Raw genomic sequence first — 23,635 nt, forward strand, 5'->3', positions numbered from 1 at the left:
TGTCTCTATTCTATATTATTTCTCATACTGCTTCATAATACGAGCTAATTCATCGTCAACAGCAGAGTTTTTGTTTAAGCTTGCGAATTCATCATCTAATGATTTTTCTTTTTTGTACACTTCACCGCTTGCTTCTGCTTCAGCCTCTAATTGAAGAGCTTTCTCTTCCATACGGCTTAAACCAGCTTTCGCTGAGTTTGAATCAAATCCAGACATCGCCTGATTAATATTCTTTTGTGCTTTCGCCGCATTTACACGTGCTACAAGTGTCTCACGTTTATTTTTCAGCTCAGTTAATTGCTTGCGCATTTCTTCTAGCTTCAGGCGAAGATTATCAGCAGCAACTTTATTTTGCTCATAGCTTGCTTTATATTCATTCATCTTTTGCTCTGCGCTTTGTTTTTCTTCAAGAGCACGGCGCGCAAGATCTAAGTTGTTAGCTTGAACAGCCATATGAGCTTGCTCTTCACGTTTTTTCACAAGCGCTTCTTGCTCTTCAAATAAGATTTTGAATTTCTTCTCAAGTGCGATTTGAGCTGCTACACTTTTCTCAGCTTCTTGTACATCCGCTTGCATATCGCGTAAATATTGATCCGTCATCTTAACTGGATCTTCCGCTTTTTCAATTAATGAATATACGTTCGACATTGTTAAATCTCTTAATCGTTTAAATACAGACATCTAAATTCCTCCTATGATATACCTCATATTTCAAATTCACTACTTGGAAAACTGAAAAATCTCCCTTTACAGTAAAGAATATTCATTTTTACAGCCTATGTGTTTATTATAACAAAACTAATATGTCCTTACATGTTATTTCCAAAATACATCCATTATAATATGACATTCTATATATAATATTGTATTTCTAATATATTCTCATTATCCCTCTTTAAAATTAACTTGCTTTTGTGCAATTTCACTAAATTACATAAGTGTAATGTTACTGTAAGCTAACTCGATAGTTGCGTCTCCCTATTTCTTATACACTAATACCAGAAGCAACAAACAAGCTTCTCATCATTTCGGAACTAATACAAAAATTGTATTTACTATAAAACAGATAAAAGGAGAAATCATCATGAAAAAATTAGTAGGAATCGGGTTAGCAGCAGCAATTTCACTTGGGGCATTATCAGGTTGTTCTTTATTAGGAGAGAAAGCGAACGGTTTTGTAATTTACGGATCAGAAGAACAAGTTCAGCAAATTACAGATAAAAACAAAAAAGAAGTGAAAGAAAAAGACTTTTATAAAATGAAAATGACAACATTAGAAGGTAAAAAAGTTCTTGTCATGGATAAGAAAACTGGTGAAGAACTGGTGAAGAAAGAATTACTTAACAAAGTGGATGCAAAAGACAACACGAAGCCACTTGATAAATTACCTGCTGTAACAGCAGAACAAGGTGTATTATTTGCTAAAGAAAAAGTAGAAAATGCTACACTTGATGGAGCAAAATTAAAATATGAAGGCAACACAATTATCGGAAGTGGCCGTGCATATGCCGACATGTTCGCAATTGTTGATGATGCAACTTACGGAAATGTAAAAGGTGAAGAAAAATCTGTAGGTGTATTAAAATTCGATAAAGATCCAAGTAAAGAGTTCCCTGGAAAGAATGGTGTAGAATCATCACAACTTGTAAAAATTAAAAAGTAAAACAAAAAAGCTTCACGAAATGAAGTGCACCCCAATTGTTAGACACATAATTAACAATTGGAGGTGCATTTTTTACGGCTAAATTTTCTTCAAAAGATAAAATACAAGCAGTAAAACGATATCTAGAAGGTACTGAAGATGTTTTTTACTTACTAACTATATGACTGTCGTTGACATTGATCCGCTGAATAAATCTATAATTTGTACGGATGCATTTTACAATAATATGACGTTAATATTATTTTTCGAACCTTACACACTCACCTGAAATCCACTAATTACCATTAATGTTATACATACCATCTTTATATCCCTTTATTACTTCGCACTGCAATACTTCCATGTACTTTCTAAGAGTGCTATCACTTATTCCTAGTCGTTTGGATACTTCACTAGCAGAATAAACAATTTCGTCCGTCATAACGTTACAACGGATTTGATTAATTAAGAAGATAACTATTTCAAATCGGAAGAGGGTTTAAAACAGTTAAAGAAAATGATTTTTGGATGTAACTTCACTTCACTTAAATAAATGACACCATTTTTATTTTAATCCCCTCTAATAAAGAACAGACATAAAAAATAATATTTTACCCAATAAATAATATATATATATTTATAAATATATGCAATATTGCATATCGCATGGACGCCCTAAATAAAATATGCAACAATTGGAATCGTTATTTTAAAAAAACATTTTTGGAGGAATTATACACTTATGTTAAACCTAAACTTAAAATCAAAATTCAAGAAAATCATCCCAGCTTCAATGGCATTCGCTGCACTTTTAACAGTTGCACCACTTTCTTCTTTTGCTGCTGAAACAGATGCACCTGTGAAAAATAATGTTGTGAATTTCCCACAAACAAACTACAATGTGACTGATTTAAATCAAAATCCAACAATTGATATAGATGAAGACGGCGAGGTATCTGCTCAAGGTTGGAAAAAGCAAGGATTAATTTACGGTTTAAAATGGGGCGGTGAAGCGTTAGAAAGCCTTCTTGGATACTTAGGTAAAGCAAAATATAAGAACGCTGTAAAAGAAAATCGTTTATCAATTGCCCACTATTTAGAGTACACAGAAAATGTAGCTAAACGAGGATTAAAAAACTTTTTAATTGATGATTGCGGCATAACACCTTCTACAGCAGATGTAGTAGCGGAAGGAATTTTATTTGTTATTCTATAATGTGTAATAATAGTATTGATACCTTATAGAAGTATGGAGATGATATACATGAACACGAATGAATTCGAATTATTAAAATATCAAATTGAACTATTGAAAAAAATGGTTAATATTGATGACAACCCTCTCTATGATTATATGATTGACTATAATTTTTCTAGAGAACAACATAATATTTTTGTAGATATTCTAAGTGCTTTTTCTCTTCAATTAAGACGTCAATCAGAGCAATTAGAAAAAGATGGAATTAAATATTTTGAATCTCATAAAGAAGCCATGTTATCTAAATACTCTCATTTAGATACTACAGGTTTTAATGGACTATCTATAGAAAATGCTCCAACTTTTGAAGCATTTTCATCTCTTATTACTCCATTTTTACCTGAAGATGTAAAACCTTTAATTTTATTAAAGCGTACGAATCGACAAGGTATACATACAGACATTTGTGAGTATTTAATTTCAGAATCACAAAAATAAGGCGCAATATGCGCCTTATTTTTACGTTTGAAAGGACTAACATTCGATGAAAAAAATAACTATTCATAATTTACCTTTATTTGCTTTTACTATTTTTTCTTTATTAATCTTTTTTATTGGTGGATTAAATGAAAAAAACGTATTTGCTGCTGAACATGATATAAAAAAAGACTACTTAATTATGTTTAATAACACAGTTGACGAACAACTTATCATTAAACATGGTGGTGTTATTAAGGAAACCTTTGAAAATTTACCTATTATTAAAGCTGAATTCTCCTATAATCCTGAAAAAGTTTTAAAACATAATAGTAATGTTAGTGAAGTGGAAGTAGATCAAACTATTAAAGCCCTTGGGGATAGTAATACTCAAACTAATCCCTCAATGACACAATCAAAATCCATCAACACTATTCCTTTCACTGGAAAAGGGGTATCTGTTGCTATATTGGATTCGGGAATTGATACAGAACATACAGATTTAAAAATAAAAGACGGTATTTCATTTGTAGAGAATCACCCAAGTTTTGATGATGATAACGGTCACGGGACACATTTAGCAGGAATTGTCGCAGCACAAGATAATGAATTAGGAATGACAGGTATAGCACCTAATGTAGATTTATATGCCGTAAAAGTATTAGATAAATATACAAATGGAAAATACAGTACAGTTGTAAAGGGAATAGACTGGGCCATTGAACATAATGTAAATATTGTTTTAATGAGCTTAGGAGGAAAGAAAGAGTCAGCATTTTTTAAAGAAGCTATGGACAAGGCTTATCAAAAGGGTATCTTATTAATTGCCTCAGCTGGTAATGAGGGGTATAAGGACGGAAATACAATTTCTTATCCTGCAAAATTCCAATCAGTAGTTGCTGTCGGAGCTTTAGATAAAAATGATGCACGCGGTTTTCTTTCAAGTAAAGGTGATGAACTTGAATTAATGGCACCTGGTGTTGATATTTTAAGTACATGGAAAGATGGAAATTACAGATTAGATAGCGGAACATCTATGGCAGCAGCCCACGTTGCGGGCGTTGCTTCATTAATATTTGAAAAGAACCCTTATTTATCAAATAAACAAGTTAGAGAGATTATGAATAAAGCGGCTATTTCTCTTGGTAATGCTTTTGAATATGGTAATGGTAAGATAAATGTAGACTACGCTCTAAATATGGCGGATTAAACATAATGTTAAAAGGTGCACTTAAATATGAGTGCACCTTTTAACATTATTTAACACAAATATTATTATGCTAATCTAAAGTTTCCGTATTTACATTTTTTCTTTTTATCTCATAATTTTAATTTGGGGAAAGGGAGGAAAGAAATGGTTCAAATCAAAGTAACAACTGAAATGCTAGAAGAAGTTGCTAATTGTGCAAATAATACCAGCATCGCATGAGAAACTATACATAATAATTTATGTAATGAAATAGATCATTTATGTTTTCAATGGATTGGTGCCTCTAACCAACAGTTCATTCAAATGTTCAATGATGCAAGACCAAAAGCTTTTACATCTATCAATTCGATTATAAAAGTGGAAGAGAATTTGAAAAGAATTGCCGAAAAAATTCCGTACCGCAGATGCTTCATATGATGGAAATCTTGAAGAAGGAGCAATGTGTGGTAAGTTAAATAGTGAGAAAAATGATGGATTTTTACGTGACAAGGTTTGGCATGGTCTCAAGGAAACTTATGAGGATCTTAGTAAAGTAAAAAATTCCGATGAGTCTTTATATGATAAATTTAAACATGGTATCGATGCAGCGTATAAAGATGTGAATAAAATAAAAGACACTATTCACGAGAATATGATGGGGGAGAGATAATTCGCGTTACTAGGCCACCAAATCCTGCAGGATTATATGTTGCAGAGGTAAAGATTGATGGTATTGTAAAACAAGCTAAATCTTCATTTTTCCCTAAGGATTGGAATAGAGTCCAGGTAGTTGATTCTATTAAAGAAGCATATACCAATCGTGTTCAAATCGCTCCAAATAAATACGTAGGGCAAACTTCTTCTGGATTTAAGGTTGAGATGATTATTGAAAATGGAGAAATTACCACTGCTTATCCAAAATATACGAGAAGATAGTGAGGTTGTATTAATGAATTATTCACATGAATTTTGGCGTGACCCATTTGGTGGACTAAGAATTCGTTTACCAAAAGAAATTGCTATTGTATCTGACTTTATAGAAAATCTAGATGAAGATGAAGCGGATGAATACATAGAAGTTTTAGACCATGTCGTAGAAGGAAAGTACCCTAGTTATGAACTAGAATACAATGCTGCTGCTGTATTTATTGAACCTAAATATACAAGCGCGATTAATTATTACATTAGCCCACCAAATAATCAATGTAAATTAGAAACTTCAGAATTCAGGAGATTACTTTTGCTTTGGAGAAATAAAGTGATGACAGAAGGCCGAGATATTGAAGTAGATTAAAAAGACTGCCTGTAATGAAGTGCACCCCAATTGTTAGACACATAATTAACAATTGGAGGTGCATTTTTTACGGCTAAATTTTCTTCAAAGGATAAAATACAAGCAGTAAATGGAACAATTTAAGCAAGAACTAGAAACTTATATTTATTACTACAATCACAAAAGAATTAAAGCAAAACTAAAAGGATTGCCCCCTGTGCAATACAGAGTTCAATCCTTAGTAGCTAGCTGCTTAATATATTTGCCTAACTTTTTGGGTTCAATTCAAATTCGAAAAGCTTTTTTCTATTTATGAGCAATTTGCTCCATATCCGGACTACAAGTATTCGACTGACATGACTTATTTAAAGAACATGCCGCGCATTTTCCTTTTTTACTTCTCTTTACAAAATTAACTAACGTGTATGCTGCATAACCAAAAATGATAGCTCCAATTATAATATTGACCATCATCACAATACATCTCCTTCTAGAATCCGAGTAGGGATCCAACTTGGTATATAATGAGCGTTAATACATAAGCAACTACGAGTGGATACACGACTGAGAAAATCGTCCATTTCGCTGATCCTGTTTCACGTTTAATAACAGCTACCGTCGCTAAACACGGAACATATAATAAAATAAAGAACATAAATGCATAAGCTGATAATGCTGTATAATGTGCTCCCATTACATTTCCAAGCACATCTTCTTTCACCGCATAAATAATGGCCATTGTAGAAACGACCACTTCCTTCGCTAAAAATCCTGTTAAAAGGGAAGCTGCAGCTTGCCACGTTCCAAAGCCAAGCGGCGCAAATAGTGGTGCGATAAATCCACCAATCATTGCTAAGAAACTGTCTCCCATATCAACACCAAATCCTGATGGCCCTGCATAATTTAATAGCCAAATGACAACAGAACCACCAAAGATAAATGTACCTGCTTTACGAACAAATCCTTTCCCTTTCTCCCACGTACTTAGCCATAACGTTTTCGCTTGCGGCACGCGGTAAGGCGGTAGTTCAATAACGAAAATAGATTTTTCCGCTTTTAAAATGGTAAGAGACATAATTTTTGTAACTAATAACGCAAGGACAATCCCTGCAACATATAGGGAGAACACAACAGTTGCCTGACTATGAGGGAAGAATACTCCCGCAAATAACGCATATACAGGTAAACGTGCCGAACAAGACATAAATGGCGTTACAAGAACTGTAAGTAAACGTTCTTTTTCTTGTTCAATCGTTCTCGCTGCCATAATACCTGGAACATTACATCCAAAACCGATAATCATCGGAATAAACGCTTTTCCGTTTAAACCGAAGAACTCCATAATTCTATCCATAACAACTGCAATTCGCGCCATATATCCTGAGTCTTCTAATAATGAAATGAAAAAGAATAGTGCAAAGATTTGTGGAACGAATACTAATACGGCACCAACACCAGCAATAATACCTTCCGTAACGAGTGCTTGAATAAAATCAGAAGCTCCAACACTTGTAAGCCCAGCTATCACCCAATCCGTAAGCTGTCCAGCAAAAAACTCATCTAACATATCAGATAACGGTGTCCCAATCCACGTAAACGTAACCTGAAAAATAAAAAACATAACTGCTAAAAAGATTGGAAGTCCTAAAATTTTATGTGTAATTAATCTATCAATTTTTTCTGAAAAAGGAATTTCTCCTTCTTTCTCATGCTTCATAACATTTGTTTTTAACTTTTCAATATACGCTTCACGAGTTTTGTAAATGTGCTCTTCCAACGTACAATCAAGTTTTTCTTCTAAGCGAGATCGAATGGCTATGAGTTCCTTATAGATTGGTAATGCTTTCATTTCTTTTTCTACTACTTCGTTATTACTTAAAAATTGAAGAGCTAACCATCTCGGATGCTCATAATTCGCTTTCTCTAAAAGAGAAATTACTTCTCCAATTCCTTCATCCATTCGTACACCATATGAAATAATGAATGGCTTTTTCTCGTTTTTATCATTTTCTTTAAGAGTCGCAAGTAATTCTTCACAGCCTTTTCCACTTCTTGCAACGACAGGAACGACTGTTACACCTAATAGTTCTGATAATCGTTTTACATCAATGACAATTCCTCTTTGCTTCGCCACATCAATCATATTTAAACCAATTGAGACCGGCTTACCAAATTCAAGTAATTGCAACGTTAAATGCATATTTCGTTCGAACTGCGAAGAATCCACAATATTTAACATATGCTGAAATTCTTCTGTTAATAGAAAGTTTGTTACAACACCTTCATCACGCGAAACTGGATTTAAATCATACACACCTGGTAAATCAATTAATGTTCCTTGCTTATCTTTTAATTTACCAACCTTCTTTTCTACTGTTACACCGCTCCAGTTTCCTACGTATTCATAAGAACCAGTAAGCGCATTAAATAATGATGTCTTTCCTGTATTCGGATTCCCTAGCAAAGCTACCTTATTCACGCTAATTCCACCTTTATCATTTTCGCGTCACAATGACGAATGCTAATTAACTGTCCACGACACTCCAATGTACAAGGACCTTTGAACATCGCTTTCTGCTTCATACGAAGTTCGCTTCCTTCAGAAAGACCAAAAGCAGCCAGTCTTCTCTTTAATAATTGATCTAACGACTGAACGCTTTTTACTAACACTTTCTCACCAATTTTAATATCTACTAAGCTCATAACCTTCCCCCTCAGAAGAGAATGATAATTATTTTCAAAAAAATTATAGCACACTCTATTTCTCTTGTACTATACCCTTTTGCTTCATATTTATTAACATTTCGCTACAATTCTATTTCAATTATTGTCATACTGTATTCGTTTGCCATTCTCATCCATTTCGCTTACAATAAACAGTAGCAAATAAAGAATCTCGTTATCACAGGGGGAGCCATGCCGCTGAGAGGGAACACTTCGTTCCGACCCTTCGAACCTGTTAGTTAATGCTAACGCAGGGATTGTGCAAACGTCCGAAATACATACCTCTTTTTATTTACGTATTTCGTATCCTCCTATGATATCTATTCTTTTTTGTACAACTTGGATTTAGGGGGAGACAACATGCGTAACACCAATTTACAAGCGATGATCGAATCTGCTATTCTTGCAGCCTTCGCCATGGTCATCGACATTTTACCATTATCAATCAAACTTCCAACAGGCGGTTCCATTTCATTTGCTATGATTCCTATTTTTATTATCGCTTATCGCTGGGGCTTTAAATCAGCTTTCTTAGGTGGTTTAGTTTGGGGACTATTACAAATTGTCGTGGGAGATGCTTACATTTTAACACCTGTTCAAGCATTCATTGAGTACTTCATTGCCTTTGCTTTTATCGGATTTGCTGGCTTATTCTATCGTCCAATTCAAAAAGCACTTTTAACTTCTAATGAAAATAACTTAGAACAATCCAGTTTAGGTAGCCGTAAAGACAAACCTTCATCAAAACAAAATGAAGGAAAGAAAGTTCTTGCTTATATTATCCTTGCTACATTTATCGGTAGCTTTGCCCGCTACTTCTGTCACTTTATTGCCGGTATCATTTTCTGGGGACAATATGCGCCAAAAGGTCAATCAGCTGTGCTTTATTCATTAATCGTAAATGGTAGTACAATGATTGGTTCCTATATTCTATGTACCGTTTTACTTATATTTTTATTCCTTACTTCACCACGCTTATTCAAGAGCATCAATGCTTATCAAATAAATGCAAACAAAAAGGGCGCTTAATAAGCGCTCTTTTTTTCATATCGTAATATCAATTAAAAATACAATAAATGCGCAAAGAAAAATAAATACTACCATACCTAGTAAATTGCTATTCACGGCTAATCTACTCCTTACATAACCTCATTTTCTAACCAGATTATATCGTTTAAAAATAAAGATTAAGTAAAGATAATATGAAAATAAATTAAAAAAGCGTAGATTATATTGTCTACGCTTTTTTCTGTAAATAAAAATAAAATAACACACCATCTTCTGTATTCTTTACTCCATATTCAGCATCATGCAGTTCTAAAATATTCTTTGAAATGGCAAGCCCAAGACCTGTTCCACCTTGCGAACGCTGACGAGCTGCATCCACGCGATAAAAACGATCCCAAATTTTATCTAATTGTTCTTCTTCTATGTGAGTACCTTTATTTTCAATACATACTTTTATACGATCCTTCTCATCTATTGTAGAAATAATAATATCTTCTTTATTTGGTGTATAACGTATCGCATTCGTAATGAAATTTACGATGACTTGTTCAATCCGGCCTTGATTTGCGACTACTTCAAATGGACCTATATGTTTATGAACACGAAGTTCTTTTTTCTCTATTTCTACAGAAAGGTGTTCACATATATCTTCAATTACTGTATCAATATAAAATGAATCCTTTTTCATTTTATATGTGCCTGACTCAAACTTAGCTAACTCCAGCATATCCAAAATTAAAGTATCCATTTTGTCTACTTCCCGTTCCATCGCTTGAAAATAGTACTCTTTTTTATGCTCAGCTACTCCATCTTTTAAAATAGAAATACAGCTTTTCATAATACTCAGCGGTGTTTTTAGTTCATGCGAAACACCAGAAATGAATTCTTTCCGCGTCTTTTCTAACTTTCTTTCCTTTTCAATATCTTGTTCTAGCTGTCCAATATGTGAATTGAGTTTATTCGATAGCACATTAATATTTTTCGATAAATCACCAATTTCATCTTTTGAAGTAATTGGTATTTGTTCTGTGAAATCTAAATGCGCTATTTTCTTCGTTGTATCATTTATTTTTAATAACGGCTTTGCGATTTGCTTAGAGTAATAGAATGAAGCTAGAAAAATAAGAACAACTACAAATGCAATGATGTAAATGTAGTAATCTTGCACCATTTGTACAGCTTCATCTACAGGCTGTAAAGAAGCCATCGCATATATATATGTGACGGATCCATCTTTTTCTTTTATTGGTTTGATTAATAATTTATATTTAATATCATTTTTTTCATAGTCCATTGTTTGTATAGTAGATTGTATGGGCTTGCTCTCTTTTAATAATAAATCCGTTTGAAATTCTTTTATGTTATCTAAGAATATACTATTTTTATAAATTGGATTTACAAGACCTTTTACATCGGGAAATTGGACTTTCGTAACACGCCCTCTTATGTAAACATCTGATTCTTGGGCAGCTGGCTCCTGAACGACCGGCTTCTTTTCCTTACCATCTTGTTCCCCAGCTGCTTTCTTTTTCTCCTGATCTAATTTACTCATTTTTTCTTTAAATGCTTTTTCTAACGGTTTATTAAATCCATTCAAATTTTGCTTACCTAGCGAAAAAGAGAATGGAATAAAACTTTCTTCTTTTTTCACTCCAGAAAAATAAATTTCTTGTCCTAAAAATGGATCTGATGATTTATTATCAATCTCTTCTATATTGACGAGATTGTATAAGGGAATTTTGAATATTTGTTGTCCAAAGCTCTTTTGTTGCCTACGATCTATCGTTACCTCAAAATAAAAATCATCCGCATGTTTTAAATTCCCATTTTGATCTAATGTCGTAATCCACGTATTATTTTCTCTTAAAAAGTCTTGCTCTAGCTTCTGAATTCCTTCTGCACTTCCTGCATAGTTCAAATAATTCTTTTCGAAGGAATTTAAATTCACTTTAATGTCTTCTACTTTTCGATTCGCGTAATATTGTTTAAAAAATATCGTTTGTCCAATAAAAATCGTCGCTAAAATTAACATACATAATGCTGTTGTGAGGGTAAATAATTTTAGTACAATCCCTTTTCTCATACATTCCCCTCAAATTTATAACCTGTTCGTACTACAGTTGTAATGTACTTTGCTTTCTCTCCTAATTTATTTCGCAAATTACGAATATGACTATTAACCGTTCGATCGTCACCAGCAAATTCATATCCCCAAATTTTTGAAATGAGTTGCTCTCGTGTTAAAACAATCCCCTGATTTTTCATCAAGTACGCTAATATTTCAAATTCTGTATGAGTTAAATTAATGTCTGTTTTATCTACCGTAACAGTACGCGATGGAAAATGGACATGAATACCATGAATTGATAATGTATCATCTTCATTCTCTAAAAGTTGTTTTGTTATTTTTCTACTTTCTAATAACCTTTTCGCTCTTGCTAATAAAATTGGCGGACTATACGGCTTCGTCACATAGTCATCTGCTCCAAGTTCAAAGCCAAGTAACGTATCATCTTCATCAACACGTGCCGTCAGCATAATGATAGGAACCTCGGATGTTTTACGGATTCTTCGGCAAACGGACCACCCATCAAGTTCCGGCAACATAATATCAAGAATAACTAAATCAACCTCTTCTTCCTCAAATACAACTAAAGCTTCTTTCCCATCCCTTGCTTCAAACACTACATATTGCTCACTTAAAAAATAATCTTTTAATATTTCACGCAAAATATCTTCATCTTCTACAATTAAAATGTTTTTTGCCATAACTTATATCCCCCTCTCGCTTTCAGAAACTACAATTTCACTTTGAATAACTAGCAGTTAACTTCGCCTCGATAATATATCTATCCGGTGCATCCCCTATATAATTAAATGGATAGCAAGTCGTGAGTGTTAGTATCGGTTCTTCTTTTTTTATAATAACAGTACGATCATCCGCATGGGTAATCCACTTCTTTTGAATTTCATATGTGTACGTTTTATTATCATACTCTAAAACAAGAGTATCTTTTTCTTTTAACTCTCCTAAATCTGTAAAGACCGTATCCCGGTGCCCACTTAGTACAGTATGGCCCCCTCCAGATGGCGTTGTCGTTACATCACTAACGAACATTCCAACCCCTTTTTTCAGCGTTGCATCATCCGCTCCCCAATATACAGAAAACTTCTTCTTTATTTTCGGTATATGTAACATCGCTACCTTTTCTCCTTCTTTATGCTCTGTTTGAGAAGAAGGGACTTGAGAAGTTACGGGGGTTTCATGTGAAAGTTGATTATGTTGTATATTGTTAAGGCTCTTTATTTCTTCCTTCGTTAGTTGCCCGGCAGAGCTTTTTCCTTTATACCATTCCACAGCATAATATGATCCCATAAATAGTCCTATAGCCATCAATATGATACCGATATAATTGAGTAACTTCATTCTTCATTCCTCCATGCCAAAAATGGTAGGAATAACCTACCATTTTTAATATATGAAATTATCCCATTCTTTATAGGGCAATATTGTAATTACGCCTTAACTTTATTGCGACGTTTCAAACCAAATAATGTCCCTACCCCTACAAAGCATGCGCTTAGTGCCATCATTGCTACATTATTAGAAGCTGTGTTTGGTAATTTTTCACCTTGTACAACTGGCTTTGCTACTTCTTTTTTAGTTGCAGTATTTTTTTGTTGCACTTGTGCTGCCTCTTTTTTTGCTTTATCATTTTTCAACTGTTCTTGTGCTATTCTCTTTTTCTCCTCTTCGCCTTTTTGCTGTTCTTGTGCTATTCTCTTTTTCTCTTCCTCACCTTTTTGCTGTATCTTAATCGCTTCTTCTTTTTTAGCCTTATCTTGTTGTACTTGCGCTGCATCTTCCTTTGTTACTGTTCCAGTATCGGCACTTGCTACTGAAGAATATCCTACTGCTAAAAGTGCCATTGCACAGATTGGTAATAGTTTCTTTTTCATTGTATTTCTCTCCTTTTATACGTTTTACATCACTTCGCATCGGATGTATCACTAGAATAAACAAGAGATATAAATATAAGATGCAGATAAAATATATTTCATTTAAAGATTTCATTGTAAAAAATAAAAAAACATCGCAATATATACGATGTTTTTTCGGGTGTGTGTCTCAATTATTTACATGTTACTTTCGCGTGATTTAGAAGTAGAATGGGCCGGAGCGATAACTAATTGTCTCGGCTCAGTTTTCTTTAAGTGATTTTTGACGTTACACTTACGACGTTGAACAACCCACGCTTTAATAGGGTTTGTCAAAATAATTTTTTGCGCTTCGTTAGGGGCCTCTTCTTCCAACCTACAACTTTCGCTCCATTTATTCCATTTCATTGTAAATTTAGAAGAAGAATGATCGTCTTCTCGATCAAACAAGTGCAAAAAATCCATCTCGCCAGCTAGCATTACGGTGTTGCTAGTTGCTAAAAAAGAAAAGGTCGTCCAACGTTTCTCCATGCCCTCCTACTCCTTTTTCACATATAGAGTGCCTAAAACTTAATTTACCTAAAATATGCTTGCCTTTTACCTTACACCCATAGTTTATCCAAAACACTACTATGCAACTATCGATTTCCCTTACAACTACCTTACATTTTTGTAAGAAACAAAAAAACCTTCACTATGCCTATGTGAAGGTCTCTTATTTCTTATCTATATGATCTTTCATATCATCAAGTCCAGCTTCTTGTAGCTGCGACATCATACCATGAGAAATTGCGCCTAATACTAAAGTCATTCCAATTAGTGAAATCCGAATCGCTGGTACATCAATTATATAAGCCAACAATCCAAGAACAATTGTTAATAGTAATGCTTTTATAAATGTTACAGTTGTGTACTGTTTCTTCTTCATTATCATCACCCTTTATGGAAGCGTTTTCTTAATATAATTAGTATATCATATCATCAGATGATTTTGTCGGTATTTTGTAAAAAATTACTATCTCCTTTGACTTTTTCCTTTCTATCCTTTACAGTCGAAATGTTCACAAGTTTTACACTGTAGGAGGACTCCAATGAATATTGAAATAAAAGACACTTTAATTTCTGAAGAACAATTACAAGAAAAAGTAAAAGAACTAGCACTTCAAATCGAACGTGATTTTGAAGGAGAAGAAATTGTAGTAATCGCTGTATTAAAAGGATCTTTCGTATTTGCTGCTGATTTAATTCGTCACATTAAAAACGATGTAACAATCGACTTTATTTCTGCATCTAGCTACGGAAATCAAACAGAAACAACTGGCAAAGTAAAACTATTAAAAGATATCGATGTAAACATTACTGGCAAAAACGTAATTGTCGTAGAAGACATTATCGATTCTGGCTTAACACTTCACTTCTTAAAAGACCACTTCTTTATGCATAAACCAAAAGCTTTAAAATTCTGTACGCTACTTGATAAACCTGAGCGTCGTAAAGTGGACTTAAAAGCTGAATATGTTGGCTTCCAAATTCCAGACGAATTTATCGTTGGCTACGGCATCGACTGCGCAGAAAAATATCGTAACTTACCATTTATTGCTTCGGTTGTAACGGAATAATCATATAACTTAAAAAATCGATAGTACATGAAATTTATATCGGCGATTTTCAAAATATATCGACCGTATCTTAAATTATATCGGCGATTTTTCAAATATATCGACTGCAACTCAAATTATATCGGTGATTTTTTTCAATATATCGACTTACCGACAATAACCGACAATCTTAGCACCCTATTAATAGGAAGAAGCTGTTCTGAAATACATCGGAACAGCTCCTTCTTTCCATTACAAAAAAACAGGGAGAGATGAAAATGACAAAGACAAAATTTGAAAAAGTACTCCTCATCGTAAATCCAAAAGCTGGACAAGGCGACTTACATACAAATTTAACGAAAATCGTACCACCTCTTGCCGCAGCTTTTCCTGACTTACATATCCTTCACACGAAAAAGCAAGGTGATGCAACGAAATATTGCCAAGAGTTTGCTAGTAAAGTAGATTTAATTATCGTCTTTGGTGGTGACGGCACTGTATTTGAATGCACAAACGGCTTAGCACCTCTTGAAACTAGACCTACACTTGCAATCATTCCAGGCGGAACTTGCAATGACTTCTCTCGCACACTCGGCGTTCCGCAAAACATTGCAGAAGCAGCAAAACTTATCACTAAGGAACACGTAAAACCAGTTGACGTTGCAAAAGCAAACGGACAACATTTCCTAAACTTCTGGGGCATTGGACTCGTATCTGAAGTATCAAACAATATTGATGCAGAGGAGAAAGCAAAGCTTGGTAAAATTGGTTACTACTTAAGCACAATTCGAACTGTCAAAAATGCTGAAACATTCCCAGTTAAAATCACTTATGACGGACAAGTATATGAAGATGAAGCTGTCCTTGTTATGGTTGGAAACGGTGAATATCTTGGCGGCATCCCGTCCTTTATTCCGAACGTAAAATGCGACGACGGAACACTTGATATTTTCGTAGTCAAATCAACAGGTATTCAAGCATTTAAAGATTACATCGGAAAGAAACTATTTGAAGACTCAAACGAAAATGACATCTTCCACGTAAAAGCGAAATCCATTCATATCGAAACAGAAGAAGAAAAAGAAGTAGATACAGATGGAGAAAGTTCGCTTCATACACCTTGTCATATTGAATTGTTACAAGGGCACTTTACGATGATTTATAATCCTGCGGTTGTGTAATACAAAAAGACGAGCTAAAGTTTTAACATTTTAGCGCGTCTTTTTTATTACAAAGATATTTCAATATGAATTTTCGTAATCAAACTCCACCCAATTTTTCCAGTGCGTATTAGCATCCTTCTTCACAATAATACTTGGATCTTTCTTCTCTATTGCAGCGGCTACTGATTGGAAGAATTCATTTTCACTTACTTTTTCATCTTCAACATGTTTCCATTCTTCCGTTTCATACGCTACTTCCCAGTCGCCTTCTAAATCAAACTCTTCTAAAATCTCTTCTTTACTCCACCACAATAAATTTCGTGCTTCATTATTAGTAGCAAGCATACGCATGAAGTATGTTGGATAAGAATCTGTCGTTTTTACTTCTATTCCATTATTCACATAATCCTCTTCTGTAAATTCATACTCAAAATGATGATCACGAATTTTCACACTGTCATTATAAATATTTGGCATAAATTCACCTTCATCATCAAACAACTCATACTCTCCATCATTTAATTGTAAAATACCATCATCACCAATTGAATGATTTATTCTATCACCGTATACTTGAATATCATTACATACACCTAATGATCCTACACCGACAACCTGAAATACCATTAACCAATCTTTATTATCTTTAAAGAAAAGAGAGAATTTCACTTGTGAAATATCCATATATTCATTATCAAAGGCAGGAAATTCATAGTTACTTTGCTTTTTATCTAATAGTTTCAAAATATCTTTTTGCATCTGTAGCATCTTCACCTCTATATAAACTTTTCAAATTTACTAGAGTATAACATAGCTATACTTACCTCTGACATTATAATAATCCTACTTAAAAATAGCAGAATGGTCTATTTGCATCCTCTAGTTATTTTTAGATACAATTAAGAAAAGAAGCACCTTCATATAAGGGAGAGGACAACCTTTGTTCAACCAACAATTAGTGAATTTACGCATTGATTTTGCATTTAAACAATTGTTTGGTACGAATGGTAGTGAAGATATTCTCATTGCCTTTTTAAACGCGATGTTACAAGAGTCTTTAGAGTCACCTATTGCTTCTCTACAATTAGAAGATCCACATTTACACCGAGAACACGCAAATGATAAATTATCAATTCTAGATATTTCAGTAACATTAGACACAGGGAAAAAGGTAAATGTAGAAATACAGCTTAATAATAATCACGATATGATGAAACGCAGTTTATATTATTGGGGAAAATTATACACATCCCAGTTACAAAAAGGTATGCCCTACAGTGCACTTCGTAAAACCATCACCATTAATTTATTGAACTTCATAATGTTTTTAGATCACAAAGAATTTCATACAAAGGGCACATTGTGGAATACACAACAACAGAAACTCTTGAGTGATGACATAGAAATTCACATTGTAGAAATTCCAAAGTTAACAGAACAGTGGCATGAAGAAAAAGTAAATCCGTGGAAAGACCCATTTGCTCGTTGGCTTTTATTGCTTTCAGCAAATGAGGATGAGCACTTAACTAAACTATTGGAGGATATTGCTATGAACCAAGACCCTATTTTACAAAAAGCAATAAACAAATGGGAACGTATGAGTCAAGATTCCTCTTTCCGACAAGCCTATGACGCAAGGGAGAAAGTTTTAATGGATGAAGCAGCAAAATTCGCCCACGCAGAGACAGAAGGTATGAAAAGAGGCATGGAAAAGGGCTTAGAAAAAGGTATAGAACAAGGTATAGAGCAAGGTATAGAACAAGGTATAGAACAAGGGCGAAAAGAAGGAGTTCAACAGGGAAAAATCCAAATGATTAAAAGTATGTATGATCTTGGTATACCACTTGAGACGATTGCTAAGGCAAGTAAATTAAGTGTACATGATGTTGAACGAATTTTAGAAAATAAATAATGATAAAAAGCGAAAGAGAACATAATTTTCACTATGCTCTCTTTCTCTCTTTTCTATTTACTAACGATCCCAAAATAAGCACGAACCGTCAACAAATAATAACCAATATAAATAACACTATACACGCCGATGCTAATTAACAACGGAACTGCAATTTCATACGGAAGTACTGTCGCTAATCCTGTTAATGCAAATAAAGTGTGTAATATGCCAACTACTAAAGGAATGAAGAAAATAAATCTCATTTGTTTTGCGATTGCCCTTTTCATTTCTTTTTTCGTGACACCTAGTTTTCGAAGAACGATGTAACGCTCACGATCTGCATGTGCTTCTGTTAATTGCTTGAAGTAAATGATAGACCCTGTTGCGAGTAAAAATACAAGTCCTAAGAACATACCACTAAACATCATTAAACCTGATACCTCAATACCATCACGGAAAATAGTATAGAAATCACTGAATTGTTCTTTACCTTCTGCATCTTCTTCCGGTATTACTTTCTTTAAATTCTCCGTTAATACTTTACTATTTCTTTCACCTTTCACATCAATATTTTTTACAGTATGAGAGCCAATTGTCTTCTTTGCTTGCTCATATACTTCGTCTGGAACAACAACTAGAAGTTCATATAAGTTTGTAATGTTTTTTGCTTGTACATCTTTCACTTGTACTGGTGCTACTTCTTCAATTTGGAATGTAGCTTTTCGATTTTTATATACCCCACTATCTCTCTTACCTTCACTGTACATACCATCAAATGCATACAATTCGTTCTTCTTTAAATCTAAAGTTTCTTCATTTAAATATTTTGCAATTTTATTAAATGATGATTGTGCGATAAGTTCTGTTGTTCTTGATTGTAATGAAGTTCCATCACCGTATTCTCCTACTACTTTTACTGTCTCTAATTCATATTGATGAATGACTTCATTCTTTCCTTCTTTTAAAATCCCACTCACCTTACGATCCAATTCTATATCTTTCTTTTCATATGAATAACTAACTGGGTGATATTTCTTCGCCTGCATATATGTGTTGTAATATATCGTAACAGACATTCCAACCGCTGTTAACGTTACTGCGCTTAATACAGCAATTGTCGCTAACGATTTTGCATTTCCTTTAATGCGGTATAGTAATTGAGATGTCGTCACCATTTTCATTCCATTATAAAATGAAGATTTTTTATCTCGCGCTCTTTTTAATGCAAAAACAGTAAAGAACTTAAATAATAAATACGTTCCAAGTACTGTTGCTAATACAATATAAAGCGCAAGTGGCATAAAGTTATCGCTGCTTGCATTTTTAATAGCCGTTACTGAAAAGAAATAACCTGATCCAATTAATAATAAAGAAATGATAGCCATTATTTTAGAATCTTTTGGCATAACTTCGCCTTCGTTATCTGCACGAAATAGCTCGATTAACTTAAATTGATAAATAACGCGGTATCCTTTAAATGACGTATATAAAATAATGAAACAAAAAATAACTGCTGTATCTATAATAGCTCCAATTGGTACTTCAAAATGAACATTTACATGTAGCTCTAACATATTTACAAGTAGCTTTAGGAATCCTTTTGAAAGTAAGCTACCAATTACAATTCCGATTACTAACGATAATAAACCCATTAACATATTTTCATAAAAAAGCATTTTACCTATTTCTTTCTTTCGAATACCGAGTAAAGAATAAAGACCTATTTCCTTCTTACGCTTTCGTGTAAAGAAACCATTCGAATATATAATAAATACCGCAACGAAAATAATGAGCATAACACTCGCGAGCTGGAATCCTCGTCCGATGTTATCTCCAGCTTCACTTATTTGTGAATTGTATTGCAACGCCTTAAACGTAAAATAAATGACGATGCTAAAAATCATAGAGGCAAAGTATATAAAATAATCTTTAAAATTTCGTTTTATATTACGAAGTGCAATGCTAGATAAGCTCATTTGTCGCACCTCCAGATATGGAAGACATCATATCAATAATTTGCTGGAAGAACTGTTTTCGTGTCATCCCTTTACGATGTAATTCTTTATATAACTTTCCATCTTTAATAAATACAACACGTTTACAATAACTTGCCGCAAACGCATCATGCGTTACCATTAAAATCGTTACAAGATCTTTTTCATTTAATGTCTTCATACTTTCTAATAAATCCGTCGCTGACTTTGAATCAAGCGCACCAGTTGGCTCATCTCCAAAAATCATACTTGGACTTGTTACAATTGCCCTTGATGCTGCGCAGCGTTGTTTTTGTCCACCGGATACTTCATACGGATACTGATTTAAAATATGATCTATTCCAAACTTCTTCGCAATCTTCTCAACGCGAGATTCTACTTCTTTCGCCTTCACTTTTGACAAAGCAAGTGGCAATGCAATATTTTCTCGTACCGTTAACGTATCTAATAAGTTATAGTCTTGAAAAATGAACCCTAAATGATTACGGCGAAAGAGTGCCAATTCATCATCATTCATCTTCACAATATCTTTTCCATCAATTAAAATCTCACCCTTTGAAGCCGTATCAATAGTAGAAAGAACATTCAAAAGTGTCGTCTTACCAGAACCAGATGGTCCCATAATACCGACAAACTCTCCTTCTTTCACCTGCAGATGAATATCTTTCAACGCTTCAAACGTATTCCCGCCTGTATTATATATTTTCGAAATCCCTTTCGCTTCTAACATCGTTTTCATCTATTTGTACCTCCTGTTATAATTCGTGATGTTCTCTTTAAGCAACAGAATTCAGTATAGATACATTTTCTTAACAAATAGTGCTAGGGTTTCTTAATATTTTCTTAAAAAGAAATTCCATAATCAAAAAAGTCTGCAGTTGTTACACTGCAGACTTTCAAATGTTTAATAAATTGATTAAGCTAAATATGTTTGTTGTAACGCCTCTAAACCATCTTTATAAATGCCATGGAATAGATTAATTGCCTCTTCATCAGTAACCGCTACAGGAGTGAAGCTACCAGACCATTCAACTAATGATGTGTTAGCATCTTTACCTTCTTTAACACGGATTGTAGATAAATAATTCGTCACAGGGAATGGTGCTTGCATAATTGAATATGTGTAGTAACGTTCTTTCTCATTAAATGCTTCTAAGCGCTCTACGATTGCATCGCCATCAGGATTAGCTAAATGACGTACACGTCCACCTTCCGTTACTTTACTGCTAGGGATATATGGTAACCAATCTGGAAGTGCATCAAAACCTCCGATTAATTGCCATACTTGGGCAGGTGAAGCTGGAATTTCAATAGATGTAATAGTATTTGCCATTTTCATTACTCTCCTTTTTATTTAACGTTAATTGGTAGTGGTGCATTAACTGCAACTAATTTTTGTTCACGCATTTCTTCCCAGAACGCTGCTGGAATCACTGTTTTCAATGCAGCTTGGTCTTCTGCAATTCGTTCCGGTTTACTTGCACCTGGAATAACAGCAGCAACCGCTGGGTTAGCCAGTGAAAACTGTAAAGCAGCAGCTTTAATACTGATTCCATGACGATCGGCAAGGTTTTTCATTTTATTAACTTTTTCAATGATTTCTGGTGACGCTTTTTGGTATTCAAAGTGAGTACCTCCAGCAAGAACACCTGAGCTATATGGTCCACCAACAACAATGTCCATATTGTTTTTTACAGCCGCAGGCATTACGCGTTCTAACGCACGCTCGTGGTCTAATAATGAATAGCGACCAGCTAATAAAGATACATTTGGTTTTGCTTCTTCTAAGTCCAGCATAAGTTCAATAGCTTCTACTTTATTTACTCCAAGGCCCCAGCCTTTAATTACACCTTCATCACGCAATTGAGTAAGTGCACGGAATGCTCCTGTTCGAGCAATCTCAAATTGTGAAATCCACTCATCTCCATAAAAATCTTGTGCTACGTCATGAATATAAACAAAATCTAGACGATCTGTTTTTAAACGTTTTAAACTATCTTCAATAGAACGAAGAGTTGCATCCGCACTGTAGTCGTTGATGATTTTATTTTTACGACCAAATTCGAAAAGTCCGCCTTTTTCACCTAAATCACGTGTAGATGGATCTTCCAATTCATCTGAAATAATTCGACCTACTTTTGTACTTAAGAAGTACTCATCACGATTTCTTTTCGATAGTGCTTCACCAAGACGAATCTCTGCTAAACCAGATCCATACAGTGGAGCTGTATCAAAGTAACGAACACCATTATCCCAAGCAGCATCCACTGTTGCGATTGCTTCTTCCTCTGGAATATTACGGTACATATTACCTAGTGGTGCCGTACCAAAACCAAGTGTACCTTTTAATAAATCTTTCATTTAAAATCTCCTCCTAAAATCTATTTAAAAATGATGAATGAATATCAATTAATGTGACAAGGCTGACCGATTAAAGCACGATAGTTATGAAAAATAACGTATATGCTTTTTAGTTCTACACTACTCATTTCCCTCTCACGTATGTAATTATGTCTTATCTACAACACAATAAAAAGTACGCACTTTAAAGTGTTATAGATACTAATAAGTAACAATTTTATGTTTCAACGTCTGTAGCTCCAAAATAAAATGATTTTATAAAAAAAACCTATTTTTGCGGAGATAACCGTAGAAATTATGAGTGGAACATAGAAAGTTGTTATTACTCTTCATTCAAAAAAGGCCAAAACGAACTGAAATATGTTCGTTTTGGCCTTTTTATCTTCTTTAAAAGATTACATTACATTTTGAACAAAAAGGAGCAGCATTCCCTCTTCTAATTTTCGCATCACATTTTGGACAATATACATATCGTTCTTCTATCTTTTCTCGTTCTATCATATGTAATGATACTATTCTCATACTACACATGATTCCAATTAAAATAAGGCTAACAATGAGTAGCATAACTTCCGCCCCCTCCACACCTAAATTTTACCATAAAATAAAACCGATTCTCTAAATTAAGAATCGGTTTTATACTTATAATCCTAACTTTACCTTTGCGCCGTCAGGAATTATTTCTTCTTCTATTTGCACTTTATCGTGTACAGACTTTCCTCTCGTAATTACATGCCAGTATGAACCTTTTTGCAATGTATCCACTCCATCAATTGTTATCTCTTTTTTATTTCCATCCTTGTCATATGTGTTCACTGTGTATGCACGGCCTTTATTTCCACCTAAATCTTTTCCATCATTATCAATTACCGCATAACGATATTCTAATTTAAGAAATGGGTTCATGGAATCTACTGTAGCACTCCCATTTAATAAATATGCCGCTCCTGCGACAATAACAAGTACTGCTCCAAAAATAAATCTTTTCATCTATATTCCGCCTTTCATTATATTTTTCGATAAGACTTTTCTAAGTATAGAGAGTGCTTCTTAATAAAAACTCGTACGATTTCTTAACTTTTTCTTAATGTTGAGTAATATGGCATCACGATATATGAAATTATATCGGCTGACCGTATAAACAATAGAAGAGGCTGTCCAAAATGTATTTTGGA

General features: G+C 34.0%; 28 protein-coding genes, 3 pseudogenes and 1 riboswitch. Of the genes and pseudogenes, 13 read left to right on the top strand and 18 right to left on the bottom strand.

Translation table 11 applies throughout. The annotated features are described in order from the left end of the window. Nucleotides 1-15: 15 nt before the first annotated feature. Nucleotides 16-681: a PspA/IM30 family protein gene (locus PDQ40_RS21590; RefSeq protein ID WP_000110284.1), complete on the bottom strand. Its 666-nt coding sequence runs from the start codon at nucleotides 679-681 to the stop codon at nucleotides 16-18. 403 nt (nucleotides 682-1,084) lie between these two features. Here PDQ40_RS21590 and PDQ40_RS21595 point away from each other — a divergent pair, with 403 nt between their 5' ends. Further along, entirely contained in the window at nucleotides 1,085-1,663 is a 579-nt protein-coding gene (locus PDQ40_RS21595) for a lipoprotein BA_5634 family protein (RefSeq protein WP_000737498.1), read from the top strand. Between the two features lie 301 nt (nucleotides 1,664-1,964). On the opposite strand, the pseudogene PDQ40_RS28265 reads toward PDQ40_RS21595, so the two are convergent. Beyond that, nucleotides 1,965-2,084 (bottom strand): annotated as a pseudogene (locus tag PDQ40_RS28265) (DUF3967 domain-containing protein); the annotation flags it as partial. A 300-nt stretch (nucleotides 2,085-2,384) separates the two neighbouring features. Here PDQ40_RS28265 and PDQ40_RS21600 point away from each other — a divergent pair. The 8 genes and pseudogenes from PDQ40_RS21600 to PDQ40_RS21630 all read left to right on the top strand — a co-directional run. Continuing rightward, nucleotides 2,385-2,858 carry a hypothetical protein gene (locus PDQ40_RS21600; RefSeq protein ID WP_000933426.1) on the top strand — a complete coding sequence of 158 codons (474 nt, stop codon included), beginning with the start codon at nucleotides 2,385-2,387 and terminating at the stop codon, nucleotides 2,856-2,858. A gap of 48 nt (nucleotides 2,859-2,906) precedes the next feature. Beyond that, nucleotides 2,907-3,338: a hypothetical protein gene (locus PDQ40_RS21605; protein WP_001095277.1), complete on the top strand. Its 432-nt coding sequence runs from the start codon at nucleotides 2,907-2,909 to the stop codon at nucleotides 3,336-3,338. Nucleotides 3,339-3,384: 46 nt separating this feature from the next. Beyond that, the gene (locus tag PDQ40_RS21610) at nucleotides 3,385-4,527 is read left to right on the top strand and encodes a S8 family peptidase (protein ID WP_000724386.1); all 1,143 of its coding nucleotides are present in this window, start codon (nucleotides 3,385-3,387) and stop codon (nucleotides 4,525-4,527) included. A gap of 144 nt (nucleotides 4,528-4,671) precedes the next feature. Then, nucleotides 4,672-4,993, top strand: a pseudogene (locus PDQ40_RS21615) (WXG100 family type VII secretion target); the annotation flags it as partial. Continuing rightward, entirely contained in the window at nucleotides 4,967-5,176 is a 210-nt protein-coding gene (locus tag PDQ40_RS28270; protein ID WP_370648076.1) for a hypothetical protein, read from the top strand. The pseudogene PDQ40_RS21615 and the gene PDQ40_RS28270, both read left to right, overlap by 27 nt. Continuing rightward, nucleotides 5,176-5,442: an EndoU domain-containing protein gene (locus tag PDQ40_RS21620; RefSeq protein ID WP_270691636.1), complete on the top strand. Its 267-nt coding sequence runs from the start codon at nucleotides 5,176-5,178 to the stop codon at nucleotides 5,440-5,442. The genes PDQ40_RS28270 and PDQ40_RS21620 overlap by 1 nt, the downstream gene beginning before the upstream one ends. Beyond that, entirely contained in the window at nucleotides 5,399-5,800 is a 402-nt protein-coding gene (locus tag PDQ40_RS21625; protein ID WP_000413492.1) for a hypothetical protein, read from the top strand. The genes PDQ40_RS21620 and PDQ40_RS21625 overlap by 44 nt, the downstream gene beginning before the upstream one ends. Before the next feature lie 109 nt (nucleotides 5,801-5,909). Then, nucleotides 5,910-6,029 (top strand): annotated as a pseudogene (locus tag PDQ40_RS21630) (IS3 family transposase); the annotation flags it as partial. 56 nt (nucleotides 6,030-6,085) lie between these two features. On the opposite strand, the gene PDQ40_RS21635 reads toward PDQ40_RS21630, so the two are convergent. From PDQ40_RS21635 to PDQ40_RS21645, 3 genes are read right to left on the bottom strand one after another with little or no spacing between them, the layout of a single operon-like run. After that, nucleotides 6,086-6,253 (bottom strand): FeoB-associated Cys-rich membrane protein, encoded by a 168-nt coding sequence (locus PDQ40_RS21635; protein ID WP_000989595.1) that lies wholly within the window; start codon nucleotides 6,251-6,253, stop codon nucleotides 6,086-6,088. Nucleotides 6,254-6,269: 16 nt separating this feature from the next. Further along, a complete protein-coding gene (gene feoB / locus PDQ40_RS21640) occupies nucleotides 6,270-8,258 on the bottom strand; it encodes a ferrous iron transport protein B (protein ID WP_001044825.1) in 1,989 nt (662 codons plus the stop codon). Continuing rightward, a complete protein-coding gene (locus tag PDQ40_RS21645; RefSeq protein ID WP_000060519.1) occupies nucleotides 8,255-8,482 on the bottom strand; it encodes a FeoA family protein in 228 nt (75 codons plus the stop codon). The genes feoB and PDQ40_RS21645 overlap by 4 nt, the downstream gene beginning before the upstream one ends. A gap of 194 nt (nucleotides 8,483-8,676) precedes the next feature. Continuing rightward, a riboswitch (TPP riboswitch) is annotated at nucleotides 8,677-8,778 on the top strand. Nucleotides 8,779-8,863: 85 nt separating this feature from the next. On the opposite strand from PDQ40_RS21645, the gene thiT reads away from it, so the two are divergent. Next, nucleotides 8,864-9,532 carry an energy-coupled thiamine transporter ThiT gene (thiT, locus tag PDQ40_RS21650; protein ID WP_001246599.1) on the top strand — a complete coding sequence of 223 codons (669 nt, stop codon included), beginning with the start codon at nucleotides 8,864-8,866 and terminating at the stop codon, nucleotides 9,530-9,532. A 208-nt stretch (nucleotides 9,533-9,740) separates the two neighbouring features. Here thiT and PDQ40_RS21655 read toward each other — a convergent pair whose 3' ends face one another. The 6 genes from PDQ40_RS21655 to PDQ40_RS21680 all read right to left on the bottom strand — a co-directional run bounded on the left by PDQ40_RS21655 (nucleotide 9,741) and on the right by PDQ40_RS21680 (nucleotide 14,381). After that, the gene (locus tag PDQ40_RS21655) at nucleotides 9,741-11,594 is read right to left on the bottom strand and encodes a sensor histidine kinase (RefSeq protein ID WP_270691630.1); all 1,854 of its coding nucleotides are present in this window, start codon (nucleotides 11,592-11,594) and stop codon (nucleotides 9,741-9,743) included. Next, a complete protein-coding gene (locus PDQ40_RS21660; RefSeq protein WP_001097095.1) occupies nucleotides 11,591-12,280 on the bottom strand; it encodes a response regulator transcription factor in 690 nt (229 codons plus the stop codon). Before PDQ40_RS21660 ends, PDQ40_RS21655 begins: the two co-directional genes overlap by 4 nt. Before the next feature lie 37 nt (nucleotides 12,281-12,317). Further along, nucleotides 12,318-12,938, bottom strand: a complete 621-nt coding sequence (locus tag PDQ40_RS21665; protein WP_098487226.1) for a class D sortase — start codon at nucleotides 12,936-12,938, stop codon at nucleotides 12,318-12,320. Between the two features lie 89 nt (nucleotides 12,939-13,027). Next, nucleotides 13,028-13,471 carry an LPXTG cell wall anchor domain-containing protein gene (locus PDQ40_RS21670; RefSeq protein ID WP_000728008.1) on the bottom strand — a complete coding sequence of 148 codons (444 nt, stop codon included), beginning with the start codon at nucleotides 13,469-13,471 and terminating at the stop codon, nucleotides 13,028-13,030. 177 nt (nucleotides 13,472-13,648) lie between these two features. Continuing rightward, a complete protein-coding gene (locus tag PDQ40_RS21675; RefSeq protein ID WP_076855897.1) occupies nucleotides 13,649-13,981 on the bottom strand; it encodes a hypothetical protein in 333 nt (110 codons plus the stop codon). Between the two features lie 184 nt (nucleotides 13,982-14,165). Beyond that, complete coding sequence (locus PDQ40_RS21680) at nucleotides 14,166-14,381, bottom strand: hypothetical protein (RefSeq protein ID WP_002156638.1); 216 nt, start codon at nucleotides 14,379-14,381, stop codon at nucleotides 14,166-14,168. Nucleotides 14,382-14,541: 160 nt separating this feature from the next. Here PDQ40_RS21680 and hpt point away from each other — a divergent pair, with 160 nt between their 5' ends. Both hpt and PDQ40_RS21690 read left to right on the top strand, forming a co-directional pair. Continuing rightward, nucleotides 14,542-15,069, top strand: a complete 528-nt coding sequence (hpt, locus tag PDQ40_RS21685) for a hypoxanthine phosphoribosyltransferase (protein ID WP_001019304.1) — start codon at nucleotides 14,542-14,544, stop codon at nucleotides 15,067-15,069. Between the two features lie 257 nt (nucleotides 15,070-15,326). Continuing rightward, the gene (locus PDQ40_RS21690) at nucleotides 15,327-16,229 is read left to right on the top strand and encodes a diacylglycerol/lipid kinase family protein (RefSeq protein ID WP_000167905.1); all 903 of its coding nucleotides are present in this window, start codon (nucleotides 15,327-15,329) and stop codon (nucleotides 16,227-16,229) included. Nucleotides 16,230-16,289: 60 nt separating this feature from the next. On the opposite strand, the gene PDQ40_RS21695 is transcribed toward PDQ40_RS21690, so the two are convergent. Beyond that, nucleotides 16,290-16,970, bottom strand: a complete 681-nt coding sequence (locus PDQ40_RS21695; protein ID WP_033688618.1) for a DUF7003 family protein — start codon at nucleotides 16,968-16,970, stop codon at nucleotides 16,290-16,292. Between the two features lie 181 nt (nucleotides 16,971-17,151). On the opposite strand from PDQ40_RS21695, the gene PDQ40_RS21700 reads away from it, so the two are divergent. Then, a complete protein-coding gene (locus PDQ40_RS21700) occupies nucleotides 17,152-18,123 on the top strand; it encodes an Rpn family recombination-promoting nuclease/putative transposase (protein WP_270691631.1) in 972 nt (323 codons plus the stop codon). A gap of 53 nt (nucleotides 18,124-18,176) precedes the next feature. Here PDQ40_RS21700 and PDQ40_RS21705 read toward each other — a convergent pair whose 3' ends face one another. The 6 genes from PDQ40_RS21705 to PDQ40_RS21730 all read right to left on the bottom strand — a co-directional run bounded on the left by PDQ40_RS21705 (nucleotide 18,177) and on the right by PDQ40_RS21730 (nucleotide 23,450). Further along, entirely contained in the window at nucleotides 18,177-20,081 is a 1,905-nt protein-coding gene (locus PDQ40_RS21705) for an ABC transporter permease (RefSeq protein ID WP_270691632.1), read from the bottom strand. After that, nucleotides 20,068-20,838, bottom strand: a complete 771-nt coding sequence (locus PDQ40_RS21710) for an ABC transporter ATP-binding protein (protein WP_000855640.1) — start codon at nucleotides 20,836-20,838, stop codon at nucleotides 20,068-20,070. Before PDQ40_RS21710 ends, PDQ40_RS21705 begins: the two co-directional genes overlap by 14 nt. Before the next feature lie 177 nt (nucleotides 20,839-21,015). After that, nucleotides 21,016-21,432, bottom strand: coding sequence for an SRPBCC family protein (locus PDQ40_RS21715; RefSeq protein ID WP_000024113.1), 417 nt, complete (start codon nucleotides 21,430-21,432; stop codon nucleotides 21,016-21,018). A 17-nt stretch (nucleotides 21,433-21,449) separates the two neighbouring features. After that, on the bottom strand, nucleotides 21,450-22,460 hold the full coding sequence (locus PDQ40_RS21720; protein ID WP_000653984.1) for an aldo/keto reductase: 1,011 nt from the start codon (nucleotides 22,458-22,460) through the stop codon (nucleotides 21,450-21,452). Between the two features lie 387 nt (nucleotides 22,461-22,847). Next, a complete protein-coding gene (locus PDQ40_RS21725) occupies nucleotides 22,848-23,027 on the bottom strand; it encodes a hypothetical protein (protein ID WP_000924672.1) in 180 nt (59 codons plus the stop codon). Between the two features lie 75 nt (nucleotides 23,028-23,102). Beyond that, nucleotides 23,103-23,450, bottom strand: a complete 348-nt coding sequence (locus tag PDQ40_RS21730; protein WP_048551156.1) for a YxeA family protein — start codon at nucleotides 23,448-23,450, stop codon at nucleotides 23,103-23,105. Between the last annotated feature and the right edge of the window lie 185 nt (nucleotides 23,451-23,635).

The sequence above is a fragment of the Bacillus cereus group sp. Bc061 genome (genome assembly GCF_027715825.1).
GTDB classification, from domain to species: Bacteria; Bacillota; Bacilli; order Bacillales; family Bacillaceae_G; genus Bacillus_A; species Bacillus_A paranthracis.